This is a genomic window from Phyllobacterium sp. RCAM01083 (assembly GCF_055685835.1).
This window is the reverse complement of sequence record NZ_JBVFZN010000003.1, coordinates 191,374-212,322: the sequence shown is the minus strand read 5'-3', so window position 1 is coordinate 212,322 and position 20,949 is coordinate 191,374. Positions and strand designations below refer to the sequence as shown.

20 protein-coding genes are annotated in these 20,949 nt (G+C 60.1%); 3 read left to right on the top strand and 17 right to left on the bottom strand.

Annotated features, from left to right (window positions below; all coding sequences use genetic code 11):
- Positions 1-46: 46 nt before the first annotated feature.
- The 6 genes from ACZ25R_RS02575 to ACZ25R_RS02550 form a co-directional block, all read right to left on the bottom strand.
- Positions 47-1,639, bottom strand: a complete 1,593-nt coding sequence (locus ACZ25R_RS02575; RefSeq protein ID WP_472459934.1) for a GMC family oxidoreductase — start codon at positions 1,637-1,639, stop codon at positions 47-49.
- 1 nt (position 1,640) lies between these two features.
- On the bottom strand, positions 1,641-2,624 hold the full coding sequence (locus ACZ25R_RS02570) for a branched-chain amino acid ABC transporter permease (protein ID WP_346306040.1): 984 nt from the start codon (positions 2,622-2,624) through the stop codon (positions 1,641-1,643).
- Position 2,625: 1 nt separating this feature from the next.
- Entirely contained in the window at positions 2,626-3,513 is an 888-nt protein-coding gene (locus tag ACZ25R_RS02565; RefSeq protein ID WP_472459933.1) for a branched-chain amino acid ABC transporter permease, read from the bottom strand.
- 3 nt (positions 3,514-3,516) lie between these two features.
- Positions 3,517-4,227: an ABC transporter ATP-binding protein gene (locus tag ACZ25R_RS02560; protein WP_472459932.1), complete on the bottom strand. Its 711-nt coding sequence runs from the start codon at positions 4,225-4,227 to the stop codon at positions 3,517-3,519.
- The gene (locus ACZ25R_RS02555; protein WP_223614942.1) at positions 4,220-4,963 is read right to left on the bottom strand and encodes an ABC transporter ATP-binding protein; all 744 of its coding nucleotides are present in this window, start codon (positions 4,961-4,963) and stop codon (positions 4,220-4,222) included. Before ACZ25R_RS02555 ends, ACZ25R_RS02560 begins: the two co-directional genes overlap by 8 nt.
- 83 nt (positions 4,964-5,046) lie before the next feature.
- Entirely contained in the window at positions 5,047-6,252 is a 1,206-nt protein-coding gene (locus tag ACZ25R_RS02550; protein WP_464664534.1) for an ABC transporter substrate-binding protein, read from the bottom strand.
- A 303-nt stretch (positions 6,253-6,555) separates the two neighbouring features.
- Between ACZ25R_RS02550 and ACZ25R_RS02545 the strand changes: the two genes are divergently transcribed.
- Positions 6,556-7,467, top strand: a complete 912-nt coding sequence (locus ACZ25R_RS02545) for a LysR family transcriptional regulator (RefSeq protein ID WP_223614849.1) — start codon at positions 6,556-6,558, stop codon at positions 7,465-7,467.
- Here the strand turns inward: ACZ25R_RS02545 and ACZ25R_RS02540 are convergent.
- The 10 genes from ACZ25R_RS02540 to speB form a co-directional block, all read right to left on the bottom strand.
- On the bottom strand, positions 7,449-8,573 hold the full coding sequence (locus tag ACZ25R_RS02540; RefSeq protein ID WP_472459931.1) for an NAD(P)/FAD-dependent oxidoreductase: 1,125 nt from the start codon (positions 8,571-8,573) through the stop codon (positions 7,449-7,451). The genes ACZ25R_RS02545 and ACZ25R_RS02540 overlap by 19 nt on opposite strands.
- Entirely contained in the window at positions 8,570-9,349 is a 780-nt protein-coding gene (locus tag ACZ25R_RS02535; protein WP_464664536.1) for a carbon-nitrogen hydrolase family protein, read from the bottom strand. Before ACZ25R_RS02535 ends, ACZ25R_RS02540 begins: the two co-directional genes overlap by 4 nt.
- Entirely contained in the window at positions 9,346-10,146 is an 801-nt protein-coding gene (locus ACZ25R_RS02530; RefSeq protein WP_472459930.1) for an ABC transporter permease, read from the bottom strand. The genes ACZ25R_RS02535 and ACZ25R_RS02530 overlap by 4 nt, the downstream gene beginning before the upstream one ends.
- Positions 10,143-10,997 carry an ABC transporter permease gene (locus ACZ25R_RS02525; protein ID WP_288192218.1) on the bottom strand — a complete coding sequence of 285 codons (855 nt, stop codon included), beginning with the start codon at positions 10,995-10,997 and terminating at the stop codon, positions 10,143-10,145. Before ACZ25R_RS02525 ends, ACZ25R_RS02530 begins: the two co-directional genes overlap by 4 nt.
- A complete protein-coding gene (locus ACZ25R_RS02520; protein ID WP_223614854.1) occupies positions 10,994-12,031 on the bottom strand; it encodes an ABC transporter ATP-binding protein in 1,038 nt (345 codons plus the stop codon). Before ACZ25R_RS02520 ends, ACZ25R_RS02525 begins: the two co-directional genes overlap by 4 nt.
- A 129-nt stretch (positions 12,032-12,160) precedes the next feature.
- A complete protein-coding gene (locus tag ACZ25R_RS02515) occupies positions 12,161-13,240 on the bottom strand; it encodes an ABC transporter substrate-binding protein (RefSeq protein WP_464664856.1) in 1,080 nt (359 codons plus the stop codon).
- A gap of 77 nt (positions 13,241-13,317) precedes the next feature.
- On the bottom strand, positions 13,318-13,965 hold the full coding sequence (locus ACZ25R_RS02510) for an amino acid ABC transporter permease (RefSeq protein WP_472459929.1): 648 nt from the start codon (positions 13,963-13,965) through the stop codon (positions 13,318-13,320).
- Positions 13,962-14,630, bottom strand: a complete 669-nt coding sequence (locus ACZ25R_RS02505) for an amino acid ABC transporter permease (RefSeq protein ID WP_162800200.1) — start codon at positions 14,628-14,630, stop codon at positions 13,962-13,964. The genes ACZ25R_RS02510 and ACZ25R_RS02505 overlap by 4 nt, the downstream gene beginning before the upstream one ends.
- A gap of 3 nt (positions 14,631-14,633) precedes the next feature.
- A complete protein-coding gene (locus tag ACZ25R_RS02500) occupies positions 14,634-15,443 on the bottom strand; it encodes a transporter substrate-binding domain-containing protein (RefSeq protein WP_472459928.1) in 810 nt (269 codons plus the stop codon).
- A 75-nt stretch (positions 15,444-15,518) separates the two neighbouring features.
- Entirely contained in the window at positions 15,519-16,583 is a 1,065-nt protein-coding gene (gene speB, locus ACZ25R_RS02495) for an agmatinase (RefSeq protein ID WP_403182336.1), read from the bottom strand.
- Between the two features lie 223 nt (positions 16,584-16,806).
- Between speB and ACZ25R_RS02490 the strand changes: the two genes are divergently transcribed.
- Together ACZ25R_RS02490 and ACZ25R_RS02485 are read left to right on the top strand one after the other, a co-directional pair.
- Positions 16,807-17,853 (top strand): LysR substrate-binding domain-containing protein, encoded by a 1,047-nt coding sequence (locus tag ACZ25R_RS02490; RefSeq protein WP_464664543.1) that lies wholly within the window; start codon positions 16,807-16,809, stop codon positions 17,851-17,853.
- Positions 17,854-17,864: 11 nt separating this feature from the next.
- A complete protein-coding gene (locus ACZ25R_RS02485) occupies positions 17,865-19,040 on the top strand; it encodes an aminotransferase (protein ID WP_472459927.1) in 1,176 nt (391 codons plus the stop codon).
- A gap of 39 nt (positions 19,041-19,079) precedes the next feature.
- On the opposite strand, the gene ggt is transcribed toward ACZ25R_RS02485, so the two are convergent.
- Entirely contained in the window at positions 19,080-20,825 is a 1,746-nt protein-coding gene (gene ggt / locus ACZ25R_RS02480; RefSeq protein ID WP_472459926.1) for a gamma-glutamyltransferase, read from the bottom strand.
- Between the last annotated feature and the right edge of the window lie 124 nt (positions 20,826-20,949).

Sequence of the window (20,949 nt, the reverse complement as noted above, 5' to 3'; positions counted from 1 at the left end):
TCTCAATGATAGCAAAGAGATCACAGCGGTTCAAGCAGATCGACCTTCAGGTGCGGGCGATCATTTCCGCCGCCTTTTCCGCAATCATGATCGTCGGCGCGTTGGTATTGCCCGATGTGATGGTCGGCATGATGGATGCGTCGGCGATGCGCAATCCTTTTATGCCCCGCACGCGCAACTGCGGATCGACCACCGACTCCTGATCGGCGCCCATGCGGCAGGTGCCGACGGGATGAAAGATCGTCGTGCCGATGGCGCCTGCCGCCTCGATCAGCTCCGCCTCGCTCTGATAGTGCGGTCCCGGCTTGAATTCTTCCGGCCGGTAGCGCTGCAGCGGCTTTTGCGCCACGATGTTGCGGGTGATGCGGATTGAATCCGCCGCGACACGGCGGTCGCTGTCCGTTGTTAGGTAATTCGGCCGGATGGCTGGATGCGCCCGGTAATCCGGTGATTTGATGTGAACGGAACCGCGGCTTTCCGGCCGCAGATTACAGACGCTGGCGGTAAAGGCTGGGAAGGGGTGGACGTTTTCGCCGAACTTTTCCAGGGACAGCGGCTGCACGTGATATTGCAGGTTCGCCGTCGCAAAAGACGGGTCGGAGCGGGTGAAGACCCCCAGCTGGCTTGGGGCCATCGACATCGGGCCGGACTGGTTGACGAGGTATTCCAGGGCAATCGATGCCTTGCCCAAGAGGCGGTTGGCCTTTTCGTTGAGCGTCGCAATGCCAGTCACCTTATAGGCGCAGCGCAGTTGCAGGTGATCCTGCAGGTTTTCACCGACCGAGCGCCGTTCAAGAACCGGAGCAATTCCGGCCTTCTGCAGAACGTCGCGACGGCCGATGCCGGACAATTCAAGAATCTGCGGCGAGCCGACGGCGCCTGCTGCCAGGATCACCTCGCGGCGGCAGTGGATCGTGCGGATGGTTCCCGCCTGTTCGATCTCCACGCCCCCGGCTGTCAGATTGTCGATAACGAGCTTGCGGACATGGGCTCCGGTTTCGACCGTCAGGTTCGCCCGTTTCATTGCCGGGCGAAGAAACGCCTTTGCCGTGTTCCAGCGGATGCCGCGTTTCTGGTTGACCTTGAAATAGGAACTGCCTTCATTGTCGCCGCGATTGAAATCGTCGGTGCGCGGGATTCCCGCCGCTTCGGCAGCATCCCTGAACGCATCGAGAATATCCCAGTGCAGGCGCGCTTCCTCCACGCGCCATTCGCCGCCCGATCCGTGAAATTCATCGCTGCCGAGATAGTAATCTTCCGACTTGCGGAAATAGGGCAGGACGTCATCCCAGCCCCATCCGGCACAACCGTCCTGCCGCCACAGATCGTAGTCGCGCGCCTGCCCGCGCATATAGATCATGCCGTTGATCGACGAGCAGCCGCCAAGCACCTTGCCGCGCGGATAGTTGAGAACGCGGCCGTTGAGGCCAGGTTCGGCCTCGGTCGAAAAGCACCAGTCCGTCCGCGGATTCGAGATGCAGTAGAGATACCCCACCGGAATGTGAATCCAGGGGTAATTGTCCTTGCCGCCGGCCTCAAGCAGGAGGACGGACACGTTCCGGTCTTCCGACAGCCTGTTGGCCAAGGTGCAGCCTGCCGTGCCTGCCCCGACGATGATGTAGTCATAGCTGGCTGTCATGTCAGTGCCCGGAGCTGCTCTCGAGTTTCTTGCCGAACCGCGAGGCGTAGAGCTCGCCGATAATGCCGCGGCGGAAGACGAGGACGCAGACCATGAAAATGATGCCGGTGATCACCGTGACCGGAAATTCCGACGTGGCGAGATAGTTTTCCAGCGCCGTGATGAATCCGGCCCCGACGATCGGGCCGACCAGCGTGCCGATACCGCCAAGCAGGGTCATGAGCACGACCTCGCCGGACATCTGCCAGCTGACATCTGTCAGCGTTGCAAACTGAAAGACAATCGCCTTCAAGCCGCCGGCAAGGCCGGTGAGCGCTGCCGACATGACGAAGGCCGCAAGCTTGTAGCGGGCAACGGAATAACCGAGCGAAATGGCGCGGTTCTCGTTTTCCCGGACGGATTTGAGGATCATGCCGAAGGGCGAATTGATGATGCGCCAGATGATGAAGACACCGATGAGGAACACGGCCAGCACGAAGAAATACATGTTGAGCGGATCGTTCAGATCGATGAAGCCGAGGAGCTTGCCGCGCGGCACGCCCTGAATGCCGTCTTCGCCCTTGGTGAAGGATGCCTGCAGGCAGAAAAAGAAGAACATCTGCGACAGGGCGAGGGTGATCATGGTCGAATAGATACCCTGACGCCGGATGGCAAAGAAACCGATGATCAGTCCGAGGATCGTTGCGCCGAAGACGCCAAGCAGGATGCCGAGCTCCGGTGGAAAGCCCCATTCCTTGACGGAATGGGCGGTAAAATAGGCGGCTCCGCCAAAGAATGCCGCATGGCCGAAAGAGAGTATGCCGGTATAGCCGAGAAGCAGATTGAAGGCGCAGGCGAACAGTCCGAAACACAGCACCTTCATCAGAAAGACCGGGTAGAAATGGAAGGGCGCGAGAATGAGCGCCGCGACGCCGATGAGGATCAGCAGCATTTCAAGATTCAGAAACCTGCTTTTTTGGCCTGGGGAAACTGTCGTATCGGTCATGTCAGACCTCCTTTCCGAACAGGCCTGCCGGACGGACAAGCAGAACGATCGCCATGATGACGAAGATCACGATATTGGAGGCCTCGGGGTAGAACACCTTGGTCAGGCCCTCGAAAATACCGAGCATGTAACCGGTGACGATGGCGCCGAGAATGGAACCCATGCCGCCGACAACCACCACCGCGAACACGACAATGATCAGGTTGGTGCCCATGAGCGGGCTGACCTGATAGATCGGTGCCGCCATGATGCCCGCAAGCCCGGCAAGCGCCGCGCCGAGGCCATAGGTAAAGGTCAGCAATATCGGCACGTTGATGCCGAAGGCCCTAACAAGCGTCGGATTTTCCGTGGCCGCGCGCAGATAGGAACCCAACCGGGTTTTCTCGATCAGAAGCCAGGTGGCAAGACAGATGGCAAGGGATGCCAGCACCACCCAGGCACGGTATTTCGGCAGGACCATGAAGCCGAGATTATAGCTGCCGGTGAGAGCGGCGGGCACCGCATAGGGTTGTCCCGCCGCACCGTAGTAATAGCGGAAGGTCCCTTCGATCACCAGCGCAAGCCCGAAGGTGAAGAGCAGGCCATAGAGATGATCGAGATTATAGAGACGCGAGAGTGCGACGCGTTCGACGATCGCACCGGCGACGCCGACGATGAGGGGCGCAAGGATCAAGGCGGGCCAGTAGCCGATGCCGAGCTGGGCAAGCAGGAGATACCCGACAAAGGCACCCAGCATGTACTGCGCGCCATGGGCGAAATTGATTACGCGCAAGAGGCCGAAGATGATCGCGAGGCCAAGGCTGAGCATGGCGTAGAAGGAACCGTTGATGAGGCCGATCAGCAATTGTCCGAGGAAGGCCTGCAGGGGAACGCCGAAGATCATGGTCATGGGTCAGACTCCCAGCGCTTCGTTGAGCATGGACATGCGTTCCGGCAGTTCCCGGACGTGGAAATTGTCGATGATCTTGCCGTGATCCACCACGTAGAAGCGATCCGCGACCTTGCTGGCGAAACGGAAATTCTGCTCGACCAGCAGAATGGTCATGCCGCGCTGCTTTAGCGTCACCAGCACTTCGCCGATGCGCTGCACGATGACCGGGGCAAGGCCTTCGGTCGGCTCGTCAAGCAGCAGCAGTTTGACCCCGGTGCGCAGGATGCGGGCAATGGCCAGCATCTGCTGCTCGCCGCCGGAAAGTTTGGTTCCGGGACTGTTGCGCCGTTCTTTCAGATTGGGAAAAAGATCATAAATCTCCGTTATCGACATGCCGCCCTTGGCAACGATGGGGGGCAGGTTGAGATTCTCATCGACGGAGAGTGTCGCGAAGATGCCGCGCTCTTCCGGCACGAAACCGATGCCGGCATGGGCCGTGCGGTGCAGGGGCACGCGCATCATATCCCTGCCGTCAAAGGCGATGCTGCCGGTGCGCTTGCGGATAATGCCCATGATCGAGCGCAGGGTCGTGGTCTTGCCGACGCCGTTGCGGCCAAGCAGGGTGACGGTTTCGCCCTCATGAATATCGAGATGGACGCCATGCAGCGCGTGGCCTTCGCCATACCAGGCATGGAGATCGCGCACGGCGAGGAGGGGTTTTGGATCACTCATGTTCGGTCCCCATATAGGCAACGCGCACCCGTTCATCCTGGCTGACCGTTTGGTAGTCGCCGGAGATGAGAATTTCGCCGCGCTGCAGGACGGTGACCTGGTCGCAAAGATCGGCAACGACCTTCAGGTTGTGTTCGACCATCAGGATTGCCCGGTCGCGGGCCACCTCGCGAATGATCTCGGCAACGATATGTACGTCCTCGTGGCCCATACCCGCCATGGGTTCATCCAGAAGCAGGACCTTGGGATCGAGCGCCAGCGTTGTGGCGATCTCCAGCACGCGCTTGCGGCCATAGGAGAGGTCAGCGGCCAGTTTATTGTGGGCGTCGTGCAATCCGACGGCCGTAATCAGTTCCATGGCCCGGTCGTTCAGCCGGTTGAGGGCGCTGGTCGGCAGCCAGAACTGCGTCGACAGGCCGGCCGGGCGTTGCAGGGCCACGCGCACATTGTCGAGAACGGTGAGATGCGGGAAAACCGCAGAAATCTGGAACGAGCGAACCAGCCCCATACGGGCGACTTTCGCCGGGTCGGTTCTGGTGATGTCCTGATCGAGCAGGGTGATCGTGCCGCTTGACGGCTGCAGAAACTTGGTCAGGAGATTGAAAACCGTGGTCTTTCCCGCGCCGTTGGGGCCAATCAGTGCGTGGACCTTCGCATGATGGATATCCAGATCCACATTATTGACGGCGATGAAGCCGCCAAAATCCCGGCGCAGGCCGCGGGCGGAGAGAACCACCCGGGATCCGGCGTTACCGGCGCTGCCGGGGGAAGTATGTCCTCCCCCGAATGCCGTACTGCTCAACGAAGCTGTCATCCGGACTACTTGGCCAGATCGCAGCCGCTTTCGGCTGGCTTTATATAGGCCTCATCGCCCGGAACCGTGGCCAGAACCTTGTAATAGTCCCATGGCTCCTTGCTTTCCGATGGCTTCTTGACTTCCATCAGATAGACATCGCTGATCAGGCGGCCATTGGCACCGACCTTGGCGCCGCGCCCGAAGACGTCATCGACAGGCATTTCATGCATGGCAGCGGCAACTTTTTCCGTGTCATCGGTGCCGGCTTTCTGAATGGCTTTCAGATACTGCGTGACCCCGGAATAGGTCGCGGCCTGGATCATGTTCGGCATGCGGCCGGTGCGCTTGAAGAACCTGCGCCCGAACTCGCGGGACTGGTCGTCGCGATCCCAGTAGAAGCTTTCCGTCAGGGTCAGGCCCTGGGCTGCTTCAAGGCCGAGGCCGTGCACTTCCGCCAGGGTGAAGAGCAGGGCTGCCAGACGCTGGCCGCCCGATACGATGCCAAATTCGGCAGCCTGCTTGATGGCATTGGCGGTGTCGAGACCGGCATTGGCCAGACCGATCACCTTGGCACCGGATGACTGCGCCTGCAGCAGGAACGAGGAATAGTCGGCTGTTGCCAGCGGATGACGCACGGAGCCGACCACTTTACCGCCCTTCGACGTCACATATTTGGTCGTCTGTTCTTCCAGGGAATAGCCGAAGGCATAGTCGGCGGTGAGGAAGAACCAGGTATCGCCGCCCTGTTTGACGAGCGCACCGCCGGTGCCGACAGCGAGAGCGTGGGTGTCATAGGCCCAATGGAAACCATAGGGCGAGCACTGCTTGCCGGTCAGTTCGGCCGTGGCCGCACCGGTCACAAGATCGATCTTCTTCTTTTCCTTGGAGATGCCCTGCACGGCGAGCGCGACGGACGAGGTGGTCAATTCCATGATCGCATCGACCTGCTCCGTGTCATACCACTGGCGGGCGATATTGGAGGCAATGTCCGGCTTGTTCTGATGGTCGGCGGTGATGACCTCGATCGGCGCGTCGAGAACCTTGCCGCCAAAGTCTTCGGCAGCCATCTTCGCCGCTTCGAACGACCACTTTCCGCCGAAATCCGCATAGACACCGGATTGATCGTTCAGGATGCCGATCTTGACTTTGCCGTCCGAAATGCCTGCACTCGCAGCGGGCATAACGGTTGCAGCCATCAGGGCAGCGGTTGCAATTGCCAATAATTTCATTCTGTTCTCCTCCCAAAGAAACGCCGCTCACAGAATCATCGTATGATGGACCGTCGCGGACTTGATCGTCTCGGCTGAAAATGACCCAAAGCCATGACGCAGAGATGTCTGCGCCCAATCGGTTCGGTTCTCCTCCTCAATCCGGTCAGCCATTCCTCTCTGCCGGATAATTCTTGCCCCTATGATTGTCCCGTTTCTCGTAGCAGGCAACCATTCGTTGAAAAAACTGTAGCATTGACAAATAAGTACACAAACACCTATTTTCGAACAGAATAGGTACAAATACGTACATATGGGTGCGCCTTGCGGCAATACACATGGGACGATCTGCAATATTTCCTGGCGGTGGCGCGGACCGGTCAGCTCACGACGGCAGCGCGTCGCCTGCGCACCAATCACGTCACTGTCTCCCGGCGGATCGACAGGCTGGAGGAGGCACTTTCGGCGCGTCTTTTCGAGCGGAATCCGCGTGGATACATTCTGACGGCACTCGGTGAGAAGCTGATTGAATCGGCTGAAATCATGGAGCGCGAAGCCGAGCGCTTTCAGAATGAAGCCTCCGGCGGAACGGTCTCGCTCAGCGGTGTCGTGCGCTTGAGCATTCTGGAGGGGATAGCCAATTTCTTTCTGGCGAACCGCCTGCCCATCATGGCGCAGTCCTACCCCAGTCTTTCCGTGGAAATGGTGACGATCCAGCAGATTGTCTCGCTGTCGCGCCGCGAGGCGGATTTGTCGATCACGCTGAATCCGACCCGCACGGGCCCCTATCATCAGGAAAAACTGATGCCCTACCGCTTGTTCATCTATGGGGCGAAAGACTATCTCGCCCGGCATCCGGCGATCCGGCAACGCGCCGATCTCTCCGCTCACCGCTTCATCGGCTATATCGAGGATATGATTTTCACGCCCGGGCTCGACTATATGCGCGAGATTCTTCCCGGCCTGCGGCCGGCCTACCAGAGCTCAAGCATTTTTGCCCAGTTGAGCGCTGCCCGCTCGGGTTTCGGCCTTTGCATCCTGCCCTACTTCATTGCCTACAATTATCCGGAACTGGTGCCGGTGCTGCCAAAGGAAATGCACCTCAATCGCGATTACTGGCTGATCTGCCATGAGGATATCGTCAACACGCCGCGCATCCGCGTGCTCAGCGATTTCATCCGCTCGGAGGTTGGCAGCCAGACGGCGATTTTTGGCGGCTATCCCCTGCTTGATTGAAAGCGGGCAGCAGACAGGCGCGGGGCGATGTTTGCCAGACCATCCGGCAAGGATTGCTGGCGGATGAGCTTGGCAGCAAGCTGCGATAGCGCCGGAGCAGTCTGGATACCATATCCGCCCTGTCCGGCGAGCCAGAAGAACCCGTCGAGTTCCGCGTCGAATCCCGCAACGGGTGTACGGTCCGGCGCGAAGGTGCGCAGACCGGCCCAACTCCGTTCGACACGGTTGACCGGTATCGTGACCGCCTGTTCATAGCGGTAGAGGCCTTCGGCGAGGATCATGTCGTCCACATAGGCGTCATGCGGTTCCACCGGGGTTTCATCACCGGGCGAGACGAACAATCGTCCGCCGTCAGGCTTGAGGTACCAGCTCTCATTGGCATCGTCGACCACCGGCCAGCTGCGGGTGTCGTATCCCTCCGGCGCGGGCAGCACGGCGACCGAGCGGCGCAAGGGGGTAAACCCAAGCGGCTTGCCGCCGAAAATGCCTGCTATGACGTCGGCCCATGCGCCGGAAGCGTTGATGACCGTAGGGGCGCGGAATGTCTGACCCGGCGTCTCGACCAGCCAAAAGCCGTTCACCCGGCTCGCGCGGATGACTTCGCATGACGTGCGAAGTTCGGCGCCGAGGCCCGTCGCCTTGCGCAGCCAGCCCTGATGCAGGGCATTCACGTCGATGTCCTGCGCTTCAGCCTGATAGCAGACAGCCTTGATATGATCGCGGTTGAGGATCGGCACCATTTCCACGGCCCGGTCTACGCTGATCTCCTCGACATTGACGCCGTTTTTGATCATGTCTTCGCAGCTTGCAATGCCGGTTTCATCGGCGATGGTGAGGGCACCACGGGGTGTCAGCAGCGGTTCGGGAAACAGGTTCGTGTCACGCTGCATGAACATGGGCGCGCTGAAATGATTGAGCGCACGAATGACATCGTTGCCGTAATTGGGGAGGAATATGGCAACTGAGCGTCCCGTCGAATGGTAGGCCGGCTGGCTCTCCCGTTCGAGTATGATGACCTTGTGCGTATGGGCAAGCTCGGCGGCTACGCCAACGCCGGCAATGCCGGCGCCGATGATAAGAATGTCGGTGTCGATGATGTCGGTCATATCCGCGTCAGGTCTTTCAGATAGGGATTGCTGTCAATCGATGCTGCAAAGGCGTGCCGGTCGATGTCGGCAAAAACCAGGTGTTCATTGGCATCCGTGCAGGCAGCGACGAGGCTGCCATCCGGCGCGGCTATACGGGAGAGGCCGGCAAAAGTGAAGCGTTCGTCGCTGCCGGCGTGATTGACATAGGCGACAAATATCTGGTTTTCGAACGCGCGTACCTGAATCATGTGCGCGGCGATGAATTCTCCGGATGGGCCCGCGGGAAGCGCCGTCGGCACGAGGATCATCTGTGCGCCCGCCTGCGCCAGGCGGCGGACATTCTCCGGAAATTCTACATCGTAGCAGATCAGCATGCCCAGCTTCAGCCCGGCAAGCGGGACAATGCAGCTGGCCGGTTTTGCCGGGGTAAACAGGGCCCGCTCATAATCGCCATAGAGATGCGATTTCCTGTAGATGGCAGGCTGGGTATCGCCGCAGACAAAGGCCGCACTATTGTAAATGTGATCGCCATCGCGTTCGGCAAAGCCCGCGATGATGGCTATGGCGTTGGCCTTGGATATGGCCTGCAGCCGATCGATCTGTTCGCCATTGGCCGGCTCTGCCAATCCCGTGATCGTCTCTCCCGCACCGTAACCGGTCAGGGCGAGTTCCGGGGCGACAAGCAGGTCGGCACCGGCTTTGGCGGCAGCTTTCGCGGCTTGCCCGATGCGTGCCAGATTGGCGCTGACATCGCCGCAAACCGCCTGCATCTGGAGTGCTGCCATCCGCATCATTTGTCGTCCGTGGCCATGGCACCAAGCAGCTTGGGCAGGTCGCCGAATTTTGCAACCAGCGAGAAGATCACGGCGGCGGTGGCGACGAAGAGAATGGTCACCGAGGCCATGGTCGGCGTATAGCCGTAGCGCAGTGCATTGAAAATCTTGATGGGGAGCGTTTCCAGCGTAAAGCCGACGGTCATGTAGGCAACGATATACTCGTTGAGCGACAAGACGAAAGCGAAGGCGTAGCCGGAAACCAGATAGGGCAGGATCAGCGGCAGGATGACCGTGCGGAAAATGGTGCGATCGCTCGCGCCCATGGTGGCCGCAGCCTCGACGAAGGAGCGGTCGATGGATGAAAAGCCGAGCGATAGCGTCACCAGCGGCAGGGTGACGAAGAAGATCGCGTGGCCGATCACGGCGGTCCATGGCTGGCCATAGAAGCCGGTGGTGGCCCAGAATGTCAGAAGGCCGAGCGCGGTGATGACCGGCGGCAGCGTGAACGGCGCAATGCCGAGGACCTGAAAGATGTTGGCCCACGGTGCAATGCGCCGCCACAGGAACCATGCAAGCGGCAGCGCAATCAGCACGGCCAAAGCCGCCGACGTGGTGGCGAGGACGACCGAGGCAACGAGAGCACTGCGCCATTCCGGATTGAGGAAGATTTCGCCGTACCAGGCCAGCGAAAAGCCCTGCGGCGGAAAGGCAAGCGTCTGCTTCGCGTTGACCGACACGCCGGCAACCACGATCAGCGGAAGGGCGAGAAACAGCCCGACGAGGAAGAAATAAAGGCGTCGGAGTGCGGTCATCATGCCTTTTCTCCCTTGCGTCCGATCAGCAATGTCAGGGCCACCAGACCAAGCGTCACAAGCACCAGAAACACGGCCATGGCCGCCGCAAACGGCATGTTCGACTGGTAGATCGCCTGATCGGTGATGAGGACGGAGAGCGTCCAGTGCTGCGGCCTGCCAAGAATCTGCGGCAGCAGATACGAACCCAGCGCGAAGATGAACACCATGATCAGCGTCGCCATGATCGTGTTGCGCAGCGCCGGCACAAGCACGTTGAAGAAGGCGCGCACCGGCGACGAACCCAATGTCCGCGCCGCCTCCATCAGGGTGGGATCGAGCCGGACAAGGGCGGGGTAAAGGACAAGCACCGTATAGGGCAGCGCCTGATAGACCATACCCGTCAGCACAGCGCCAAAGCTCGGCGACAGGGCGACGGCCTGTTTCATCAACCCCAGTTGGACAAGAATGTTGGTGATCCCGGCCGTGCGGGAAAACAGGGTGGACCAGGCAAAGCCGATGATGACTTCCGACAGCGACAGTACGGAGAGCAACGCCACGAGCCAGATCACCTGCAACCGGCGCGGCAGCTTGGACAGGAGATAGGTGAAGGGCAGGGCAAGGACGACGCAGCAGATGGCGACGGTGACAGCCAGCATCAGCGAGAAGCCGAGGACGCCGCCGAAGAAGACGCTGAGAAAGCGCTCGTAATTGGAGAAGACGAAGGCAGGCGTATAGAAGCCGCCCTGCTGGCGCTGGAAGAAGCTCACAGCGATCATGGTGCCGAACGGCACCACAAAGAACACCAGCAGCATGCCCGCGGGGAAAAACAGCGGCCCGTAATCGGCTATGGATTGGGGGGCTTCGCGCTTCATTGTTTCAGCACCACGCAGACATCGGGGGCGAGCACGATGCCGACCTGTTGTCCCGCTGTCACCTCAGGCCGGGCACGCGGCGTCGAGACGGCGACGATCTGCTTGCCACCCGCTTCCACGAAGGTTTCGATCGTGCCGCCAAGATCGCGCACGAAGGTCACGGTGCCGTTGATGGCGCCATTGCCCGGCGCCGTCAGGTGCACATCTTCCGGCCGCACGGAAATTGTTGCTTTCTGCAGGCCTGCAGGCAGCAGAAGACCGGGCACGCTGTGCCCGAAGATGGTGGCGGCGCCCGAACTGTCGGCCGTCGTTTCGATGAGATTTGTCGAGCCGATGAAGTCGGCGACAAACGTATCGGCGGGCTTGCGGTAGATTTCGATCGGCGAGGCGGCCTGGCGTATGTGTCCGCCATTCATGACCACCACCGTATCGGCCATGGTCATGGCTTCGCGCTGGTCGTGGGTCACCACGATGGTGGTGATGCCGAGCTTCTGCTGCAGCTGCCGCAGTTCCACCTGCATCGCTTCACGCAGCTTTGCATCGAGCGCCGAGAGCGGCTCGTCCAGCAGGAACAGTTTGGGCGAAAGCGCCAAAGCGCGGGCGATGGCCACGCGCTGGCGCTGGCCGCCGGACAGTTTCGAAACGGGCCGGTCGCCGTAGCCGGGCAGGTGGATCAGGGCCAGCAGTTCATCGACGCGCTTTTTCTGGTCTTCGCGGCCTTTGCCGCGAATGCGCAGGGGATAGGCGATATTTTCGCCCACGCTCAAATGCGGGAACAGGGCCAGCGACTGGAACACCATGCCCAGATTGCGCTTGTGGGTCGGGACCTTGGTGATGTCTTCGCCGTCGAGCAGGATGGAACCGCCGGTCGGGTCGTCGAGCCCGGCAATCATCCGCAGGAGCGTGGTCTTGCCGCAGCCCGATGGCCCGAGCATGCATACAAACGTGCCGTGCGGCACGGAAAGCTGCACATTCTCCACGGCGGTAAATGTACCAAATTGCTTGGTTACACCGTTCAATACCAGTCCGGACATCGAGCCCTCGTTTCATTCGTCGTCGTTAAAAAGAAACCCGGTTCGCAATAGGCCGGGTTTCACCTTTGTACAATCCGGCAGGCTGCCGCCGGTTCCGGAAAGCGTATCCGCAACCGGCGGCAAACGCGATCAGCCAACGATCAGCTCGGTCCATTTCTGGTTGAGGAAGTCGGCCTTGGTCGTCAGCAGGTCGTAGCGCGGCAGGATCGGTTCGATATCCGACGATACAGCCGCGAACTCCTTTTCATTCAGGTCGAGCAGTTCGCGCTTGACCGTCGGAGCCGTCCCCACCTTGCGGGACAGGGTCGCCTGAATGGCTGGCTGGCTCATGTAATCGATGAAGATATGCGCTTCGTCGATCTTCTTTGATGCGCGCGACACCGCCCAGCAGCCTGAATCCTGGATGCCGCCTTCCTTCGGGAAGGTGGAGCGGACAGGATGCCCCTCGGACGCTGCCAGGCCTGTAACGTCGTGATAATACTGGCCCATCGGGATTTCACCTGATTTCAGCGCCTGTTCGAACTGCGCTTCGTCGCGGTACCACAGCCGGACATTCGGCTTTACTTCGGCCAGCTTGTCGAAGACCTTGAGGATGCCTTCCTCCGTATCGAGGGCATTGGTGCCGCCGAAGAAGGTTTTTGCCGTCACTTCCAGAAGGAACGAGTTGGAAACGAGGGCAAGCAGGCCGAGTTTGTCGGCGTTTGCCGGATCCCAGAAGGCCTGCCAGGATGTCGGCGCTTCCTTGTAGACATCGGTGTTGGTCACGAGCGTGATATACCATGCCACCGCGCCGATACCGGCGATGCGCCCGTCGGGATATTTGTTGATGAAACGGTCGAGCAGGTTCTTCGCGTTCGGCAGTTTTGCCGTGTCAAGCGGCGTCCAGAGTTCGGTCGACTGGCCCTTGATCATGGCAACCTGCGACATCATCGAAATATCGGCGGGGGCAGCACCGGCCTTGGCAGCCTGTTCAAGCTGAACCAGCCAGGCTTCGCCCGTCGGTTCTGCAACGGATTCAACGGCAATGCCGGTTGCCTTGGTGAATTCGGGGAAAATGTTCTTGTCGAACGAATTCTTGAAGTAGCCGCCATAGACGCCGATTTTCAGGGACTTGTCCTGTGCGCGCAGCACGGACGGCATGGCAAGCATTGCGGTGCCCAAAGCCCCGGCAGCCAGCACGGTGCGCCGGTTGACGGCTGTTTTGATCATTGTATCCATAGTCCGATCTCCTTCTTGTTGGCCAGTTTCTGGCTGATTCCCACTCTTTTACCAACACTGCGCGCGCTCTAGCGCTGTGCGGTACGAAGTTCCAGTTTCTTAGTGTAGCGCGTCAGCGGATAGCACAGAACAAAATAGATCAGTGCCACCAGCCCATAGACGGTGAAAGGTTCGAAAGTTGCATTGTTGATGGCGTTCGACGTCCTGACCAGTTCTTCAAATCCGATGATCGACGTCAAAGCCGTGCTCTTGATCAACTGCACGAGAAAACCGACTGTCGGTGCGCGTGTTATGGCAAAGGCCTGCGGCAGGATGACCAGCCGCAACTGCGCGAAATAATGCAGGCCAAGACTGCTGCCGGCGTCCCATTGTCCGTTCGGCAGCGATTGCACGCCGCCCCGCCAGATTTCGGCGAGGAATGCACTGGCGCAAAGCGTCAGACCCAGCACTGCGGCCGTCCAGGCTTCGATGCGGAAGCCGAGCAGCGGCAGGCCGAAGAACAGCAGAAACAGCTGCATCAGCAGCGGCGTTCCCTGAAACAGGCCGATGTAATATTGGGCGCCGCGGCGCAGCCAGTTGCGTTTCGAGATGCGTGCCAGGAGGATAGCCACGCCGACGATGGCGCCACCGGTGAAAGCGACGATGGAAAGCAATACGGTCCAGCGGGCCGCCAGCAGCAGATTGCGCGCTATGTCCCAGAAGGTGAACTCGATCATGCCATGCCTCCGGCAATCGATCGGCGTCCGGCCGCATAGAGCAGCCTGCGCAGGGCGATACTGAGCCCGAGATAGACCAGGGTCACGATGAAATAGGTTTCGAAAGCGCGGAAGGTGCGCGCCTGAAGCATGTCGGCCTCGTAGGTCAGCTCCCGCACGGCGATCTGCGAAACCACGGCGGATTCCAGCATCATGATAACGATCTGGCTGGTCAGGGCAGGGAAGATAACCTTCAACGCCTGAGGCAGTACGATCTTGATGAAGATGATCCTCGGGCGAAGGCCAAGCGCCTTCGCTGCTTCGGTCTGTCCCTTGTGAACGGCATCCAGCCCGGCGCCAACGATCTCCGTGCTGTAGGCCGCCATGTTCAGGGTCATGGCAAGAATCGCTGCCGCCACGGGGTCAAGGCGGATGCCCAGGCGCGGCAGGCCGAAAAAGATGAAGAACAGCTGCACCAGAAACGGTGTGTTGCGGATGAGTTCGACGTATCCGGCAACCAGCTTGCGCAGGATCGCATGGCGGCTGCGGCGCCCGATGGCGCCGAAGATGCTGAGCAATGTGCCAGCGACTGAGGTCACGACGATCAGAAAAACCGTCATGGCCGCACCGCTGGCAATCATGCCGAGCGCATCGTTCAACCAGCCGAAATCGAGCGCATAGCCCACAGGTCAATCCTTGAGATTGGCAGGATTGAGCGGTGTCTTCAGCCAGGCCTCGGAACTCTTGTTGAGCGAGCCATCCGCCAGCATCTTCGCGACGGCATCGTTGACAGCCTGCTTGAGACGGTCCTCTTTCTTGTTCAGGGCGATATGCGAGGGAGACGTCAGAAGCTGGAATTTCTGTTCCGGCGCAAGGGCTTCCTGCCGCGCGAGCACCTGTGCGCCCACGTCGTTGCCCACTACCATGAGCTGCGTCTGGCCGGAGATGAAGGCCTGGATGACGGCGTTGTAATTGTCGAAGCGCTTCACATCTGCCGAAGCCGGTGCCGCCGCCGTCAGGGATGTGTCTTCCAGCGTGCCGCGATTGACGGCAATGCTCTTTCCGGCGAGATCGTCCTTGTTCTTGATCTCAAGCGCCTTCGGCCCGATCACCGCGATGTAGTACGGCGCATAAGGCGCAGCGAAATCGAGGACCTGTTCGCGTTCCTTGCTGTAGCCGACGCTCATCAGCAGGTCGACGCGATGTTCCGTAAGGTAGGGAACGCGGTTCTGGCCGGTGACGCTGACAGTCTTGAGCTTGACCTTCAATGCGTCGGCAAGAGCCTGGGCCACGTCGATATCATAACCCTTCAGGGTCATGTCGGCGCTTGCCGACGAGAAGGGCGGGAAGTCGGCAAAGACACCGACATTGATAACGCCGGCTTTGGTGATGTCGTCGATGGCGTCGGCGCGCGCCGCCGTTGCCGACATGGCGATGGTTGCGCCACCCAGCAGCAGAAGCGCGGCAAAGGATGATTTGAGCGTGGTTTTGAATGTCATGGCAGTCCCCTTCTTGTTATTATGTGACGGTGCGGAATGGTATCGCCGCACCGTTTGTTGGTCTGTTGATACGTGTCAGTCGCGTTTTCCTGCAACGAACGGGCTGAACACCATCAGGCTCAGGATTTCGAACAGCACCTGCGCGCCCGCATGGGCGGTGTTGGTGGTCGCATCATATTGCGGTGCCACTTCCACCACGTCGCCGCCCACCAGGTTGATGCCCTTGAGGCCGCGGATCAGTTCGAGCACTTCGCGGGTGGTCAGGCCGCCCACCTCGGGCGTGCCGGTGCCCGGCGCAAAGCTCGGATCGACGCTGTCGATGTCGAACGACAGATAGGTCGGACCGTCGCCGACGATCTTGCGGGCCTTCTCGATGATGGCGGGCATGCCAAGGCCGGTTACCTCTTCCGCATGGATGACGGTCATGCCGGATTCGTACGAGAATTCCCACAGATATTCCGCCGAGCCGCGAATGCCGATCTGGACCGTGCGGGTCGGATCGAGGACCCCGTCGAGCACCGCATTGCGGAACGGCCCGCCATGATGGAACTTCGTCTGGTCGAAGGCGCCGCCGGTATCGCAATGGGCATCGATATGGATCATGCCAACCGGACGCTTCTTGCCGACGGCCTTGAGAATAGGATGGGTGATCGAATGGTCGCCGCCGACGGCAAGCGGCACCACGCCGGCGTCGACGATCTGGTTGAACCGGCGCTCGATATCGTCATGGCTCTGTTCCAGCCGGTAGCGGCTGGCAAAGGGCACGTCGCCGATATCGGCAACGCGCAGGTCAAAAACGGGCGCGCAGCCGAGCACATGGTTGTACGGTCCGATGCGTTCGATGGTGCGCACGGCGCGCGGACCGAAGCGCGAGCCGGGACGGTTGGTCACGCCAAGGTCCATCGGGACGCCGACAATGGCCACCTGCAGATTGCCGAAATCCGGTGTCGCGGCATCGACCGGCATATAGGGCGCGGTCAGGAATGTCGGAATGCCCGCATAGGGTGCAAGCCGCGTGCCGCTCTTGGAGAAAATCTTGTCCGCAACCTTGCGGAAGGTTGGATCGAACAGCTCGCCGCCATGGCTTTCGCCATACTTGGCCCGCAGATCGCTCAGCTTCTTCTCATCCCATGATGTCATGACACTATCCCGTTCTCTGAAAGCTCGGGGGAAACGCGGGAGGGATTGCCCTTGCAAGGGTTGTCCGATGTGATCCGCTTCTGTCAGTTCCCCTGGGCTTTTCGCCTTCGTTGGCCATATTATCGATGCAAAGGCGATGGAAAAGCAATTGACATTGTTGCAGGGATTAGTGTGAGAAAATCTCACATGACAAACCCGAATTTGATGTCTATTGGAGTCTCCCATGACGCTTGGCCGGTTGCCTCCATTGAATCCCCTGCGCGCCTTCGAAGCGACGGCGCGGCACGGTTCCGTGACTGCCGCTGCCCGCGAACTCAACGTGACCCACGGTGCCATCAGCCACCAGATCAAGGCATTGGAAGCAACGCTCGATGTGCAACTGTTCGAGCGCGGTGCGCAGCGGCTGAAACTGACGGCGCAGGGCGCGCTGCTGCTGCCGACCATTTCCAAGGCATTCGAGGATATTGCGACGGCAACGGCCCTGATGAAGCGCCCCACGACCAAGGGCGAATTGACGGTGACCTGCGTGCCGGCACTACTGTCGCTCTGGCTCATTCCGCGCATGAACCAGTTCACCGAACAATATCCCGATATCCGGCTGACACTGATTGCCACCAACGAGGCGCATTATCTCCAGTCGCCGGATGTGGATGTCTGCGTGCTCTACGGCGATGGCAAATGGTCGGACTGCTGGTCACGTTTGTGGAGCACGCTGAAGCTCTTTCCGGTGGCCAGCCCGACGCTGCTCAACAGCCGCCCGCTGCGCTCGGTGCGCGACCTGCGCAACCACGTGCTCCTGCATGGCGATGACGGGCGCGAATGGAACACCTGGCTGGCAGCCGCCGATGCCACGGATCTTGCGCGCGGTGCCCAGCATTTCATGAGCGATGCGCGGCTCTCGACGGAGGCTGCGCTTTACGGGCAGGGCGTTTCGCTTGGCGATACGATCACGGCGAGCAACCTGATCGCCAAGGGTGAACTCATCGTTCCCTTCGACCTGACCGTGCCCGCCAATGACGCATTCCATGTCGCCTGCCGCAACGAGGTGCGCAATGCGCCCATCGTCAAGGTTTTCATCGACTGGTTCTTCGCATCGCTGGAAACCGATACCATCACGGAACCGCAGACCTCGGCCCGCCGGATCATCCGGCGGCGCAATGGCAAGATCAGTGCGCCCGAGCGCGCGGCGGCACCGCCATCCATTCCCACAACACGAGCCAAAAGGCCTGACCGCACGCAGAAGCGGCGTGCCAAGGCCGATACCCGATAGGACGATCATCCATGACTGCTGCTGTGCTGAACCCGCTCGTCACCCGCCTGTCTCCCCCGCCTATTCCGGCCGTGCAGGCCTGGGGCCGGGCCTATGCCGGCGGACATGGCCCCTTGATCGACCTGTCGCAGGCGGTTCCGGGCTATCCGCCGCATCCGGACATGCTGCGCTGGCTAGGTGAGGCGGCATCTTCGGTTGCTTATGCTAATTACGGGCCAATCGAAGGCGAAACGGTTCTGCGCGATGCCTATGCCGCGCATGTGTCGGCGCTTTATGGCGCTGGAATCAGCGGCCGGAACATCCACATCACATCGGGCTGCAACCAGGCCTTCATCTGCGCCGCCATGGTCGTGGCCGCCGCGGGCGAAACGGTTCTCGTCACCGATCCCTTTTATTTCAACCATGAAACCACGCTGTCGATGCTCGGTATCAAGACGGGGTTTGTCGCCTGCGATGCGGCAGACGGTTTCGTGCCGACAGTGGAGGCGGTTGAAAAAGCGCTGGTGCCGGGCGTGCGTGCCCTGGCGCTGGTCACCCCGAACAATCCGACCGGCGCGGTCTATTCACCTGACCGGCTCCGCGCAATTTTCGAGGTTTGCAGGAAGCATGGCATCTGGTTCATTCTGGATGAGACCTATCGCGACTTTCTGGCTGATGGCTCCGGCGCACCGCATGGTCTTTTCAATGAAAGCGGCTGGGAAGACAACCTCATCCAGCTCTACAGCTTTTCCAAATCCTTCTGCATTCCCGGACACCGGCTGGGGGCGGTAACGGCGGGTGAAACCGTTGTTACGGAAATTGCCAAGATCATGGACAATCTGCAGATCTGCGCGCCGCGCGCACCGCAGATTGCCGTAGCGCATGCGCTTCCCGCATTGAGCGGCTGGCGCGCCGCCAACCGGCTGGAAATTGAAACCCGCGCCCAGGCCCTGCGTGAGACCATGTCCGGTCTTGGCGGCTGGAAGCTCGAAGCCGTCGGTGCCTACTTCGCGTTTGTCCGCCACCCCTTCCCGGGCAAGACCTCTGTCGAAGTGGCCGAGCAATTGGCCAGACAGGCGGGCATACTGGCCATTCCCGGTGAATATTTCGGCGCCGGACACACGCAGTTCCTGCGCTTTGCCTTTGCCAATGCAGATGCCGCAACTATTCGGCAGCTGCGTGGCCGCATGATCGATTTCAGCATCTGACAACAGGGGCTGGCAAGATCGTTGCCAGCCCCTGGGGTTTCAGTAGCCCTTTGCTTCGCCTGAGCTGGCACGGCTGTCGATGGCGCCGTTATAACGCGCGCCGTCACCCTTTTCGATGTCGGAAAGGCTCGCGCCGCCGACGAGGATGCCTGCGGCCTGGCCCCAGATCGACCAATCCTTGTCGATCTGGACAGTGTGGCCCATATCGCTCAATACCTTGCGCGTATCTGCCGAGAGGGCATAGGGCTCCATGAAGACCTTGTCGGGCAGCCACTGATGATGGACGCGTGGCGCGTCAATGGCTTCCTGGATGTTCATGCCATGATCGATGACGTTGAGGATCGCTTCCAGCGTGATGGTGATGATGCGCGAACCGCCGGGGCTGCCGATCACCATGAACGGCTTGCCGTCCTTGGAAATGATCGTCGGGCTCATCGAGGAGAGCGGTGTTTTCTTCGGCGCGATGGCGTTGGCTTCGCCCTGTACCAGCCCATACAGATTGGGAACGCCGGGCTTGGAGGTGAAATCGTCCATCTCGTTGTTAAGAAGCACGCCGGTTCCAGGCGCAACGACGCCCGCGCCGAAGGAGCCGTTCAACGTATAGGTGACGGCAACCGCATTGCCGTCATTGTCGATGATCGAATAGTGCGTTGTTTCCGTGCTCTCGCCAAAACCTTTCGGCATCAGTTCCTGCGATACGCCGGCCTTGAACGGGCTGATCTTCTCGCGGATTTCCTTGGCATAGGCCTTGTCGAGCAATTTCGACACCGGATTGTTGACGAAGGCCGGATCACCCAGCGCCGCGTTACGGTCGATATAGGCATAGCGCATGGCCTCGACCATGGCATGCACGGTTTCGGCGGAGCCGTAGCCGAGATAGGACAGCGGATAGCCCTCGAGCACGTTGAGGATTTCGCAGATGATGACGCCGCCCGAGCTTGGGGGCGGCGACGACACGATGTCATATCCGCGGTAGTTGCACTTCACCGGCTCCAGCTCGCGCACCGAATACTGCTCGAAATCCTGCTTGGTCAGAATGCCGCCCTTGTCCTGGCTGGCTTTTGCAATGGCATCGGCAGTGGCGCCCTTGTAGAAGGAATCAGGCCCCTTGTCGGAGATGCCGGACAGGGTCGCGGCAAGATCGGTCTGGACGAGCGTTTCGCCAACCGCATAGGGCTTGCCGTCGGGCTTCAGGAAGATCGCCGCTGCGGCAGGGTCCTTGGCCAGCTTCTTGTTGCCGGCTTTGAGTGAATTGATATCGCCCTGAACCAGCTCGAAACCATCCCGCGCCAGCCGGATCGCCGGTCCCAGCAATTCCTCGCGTTTTTTGGTGCCGTACTTCTCACGCGCCAGTTCGAATCCTGCAACGGTTCCCGGCACGCCAACCGCCAGATATCCGTCGAGGCTTAGACCTTTGACGATATTGCTCTTGTCATCGAGATACATGGTTTTGGTGGACGCCAGCGGAGCGCGCTCGCGAAAATCGAGAAAGGTGGTCTTACCGTCCTTGAGGCGAATCGTCATGAATCCGCCACCGCCAATATTGCCTGCCGTAGGGTAAAGCACAGCGAGCGCATAACCAACCGCTACCGCCGCGTCCACGGCATTGCCGCCACTTTTCAAAACGTCAACGCCGACTTCCGTTGCCAGATGCTGGGCTGATACGACCATGCCATGCTCGGCTTTTGCCGGTTCCGGCGATGCTGCAAAGGCTGTGGTGATGGGGATTGTGCTCAAGGCGAGGGAAACGGTGAAAGAAACCACCGTTGTGAAACGGGTCTGCATACTCTTCCTCCTGCTGGCAATCTCGGGAACGGCTAGAGGAACCTCTCCCGCATGTGATGTCCAGTATGAAAGCGACTTGTACGCAAGTTTTACAAAGTTTGCGGAGGCCGCTATAAACCTGAAG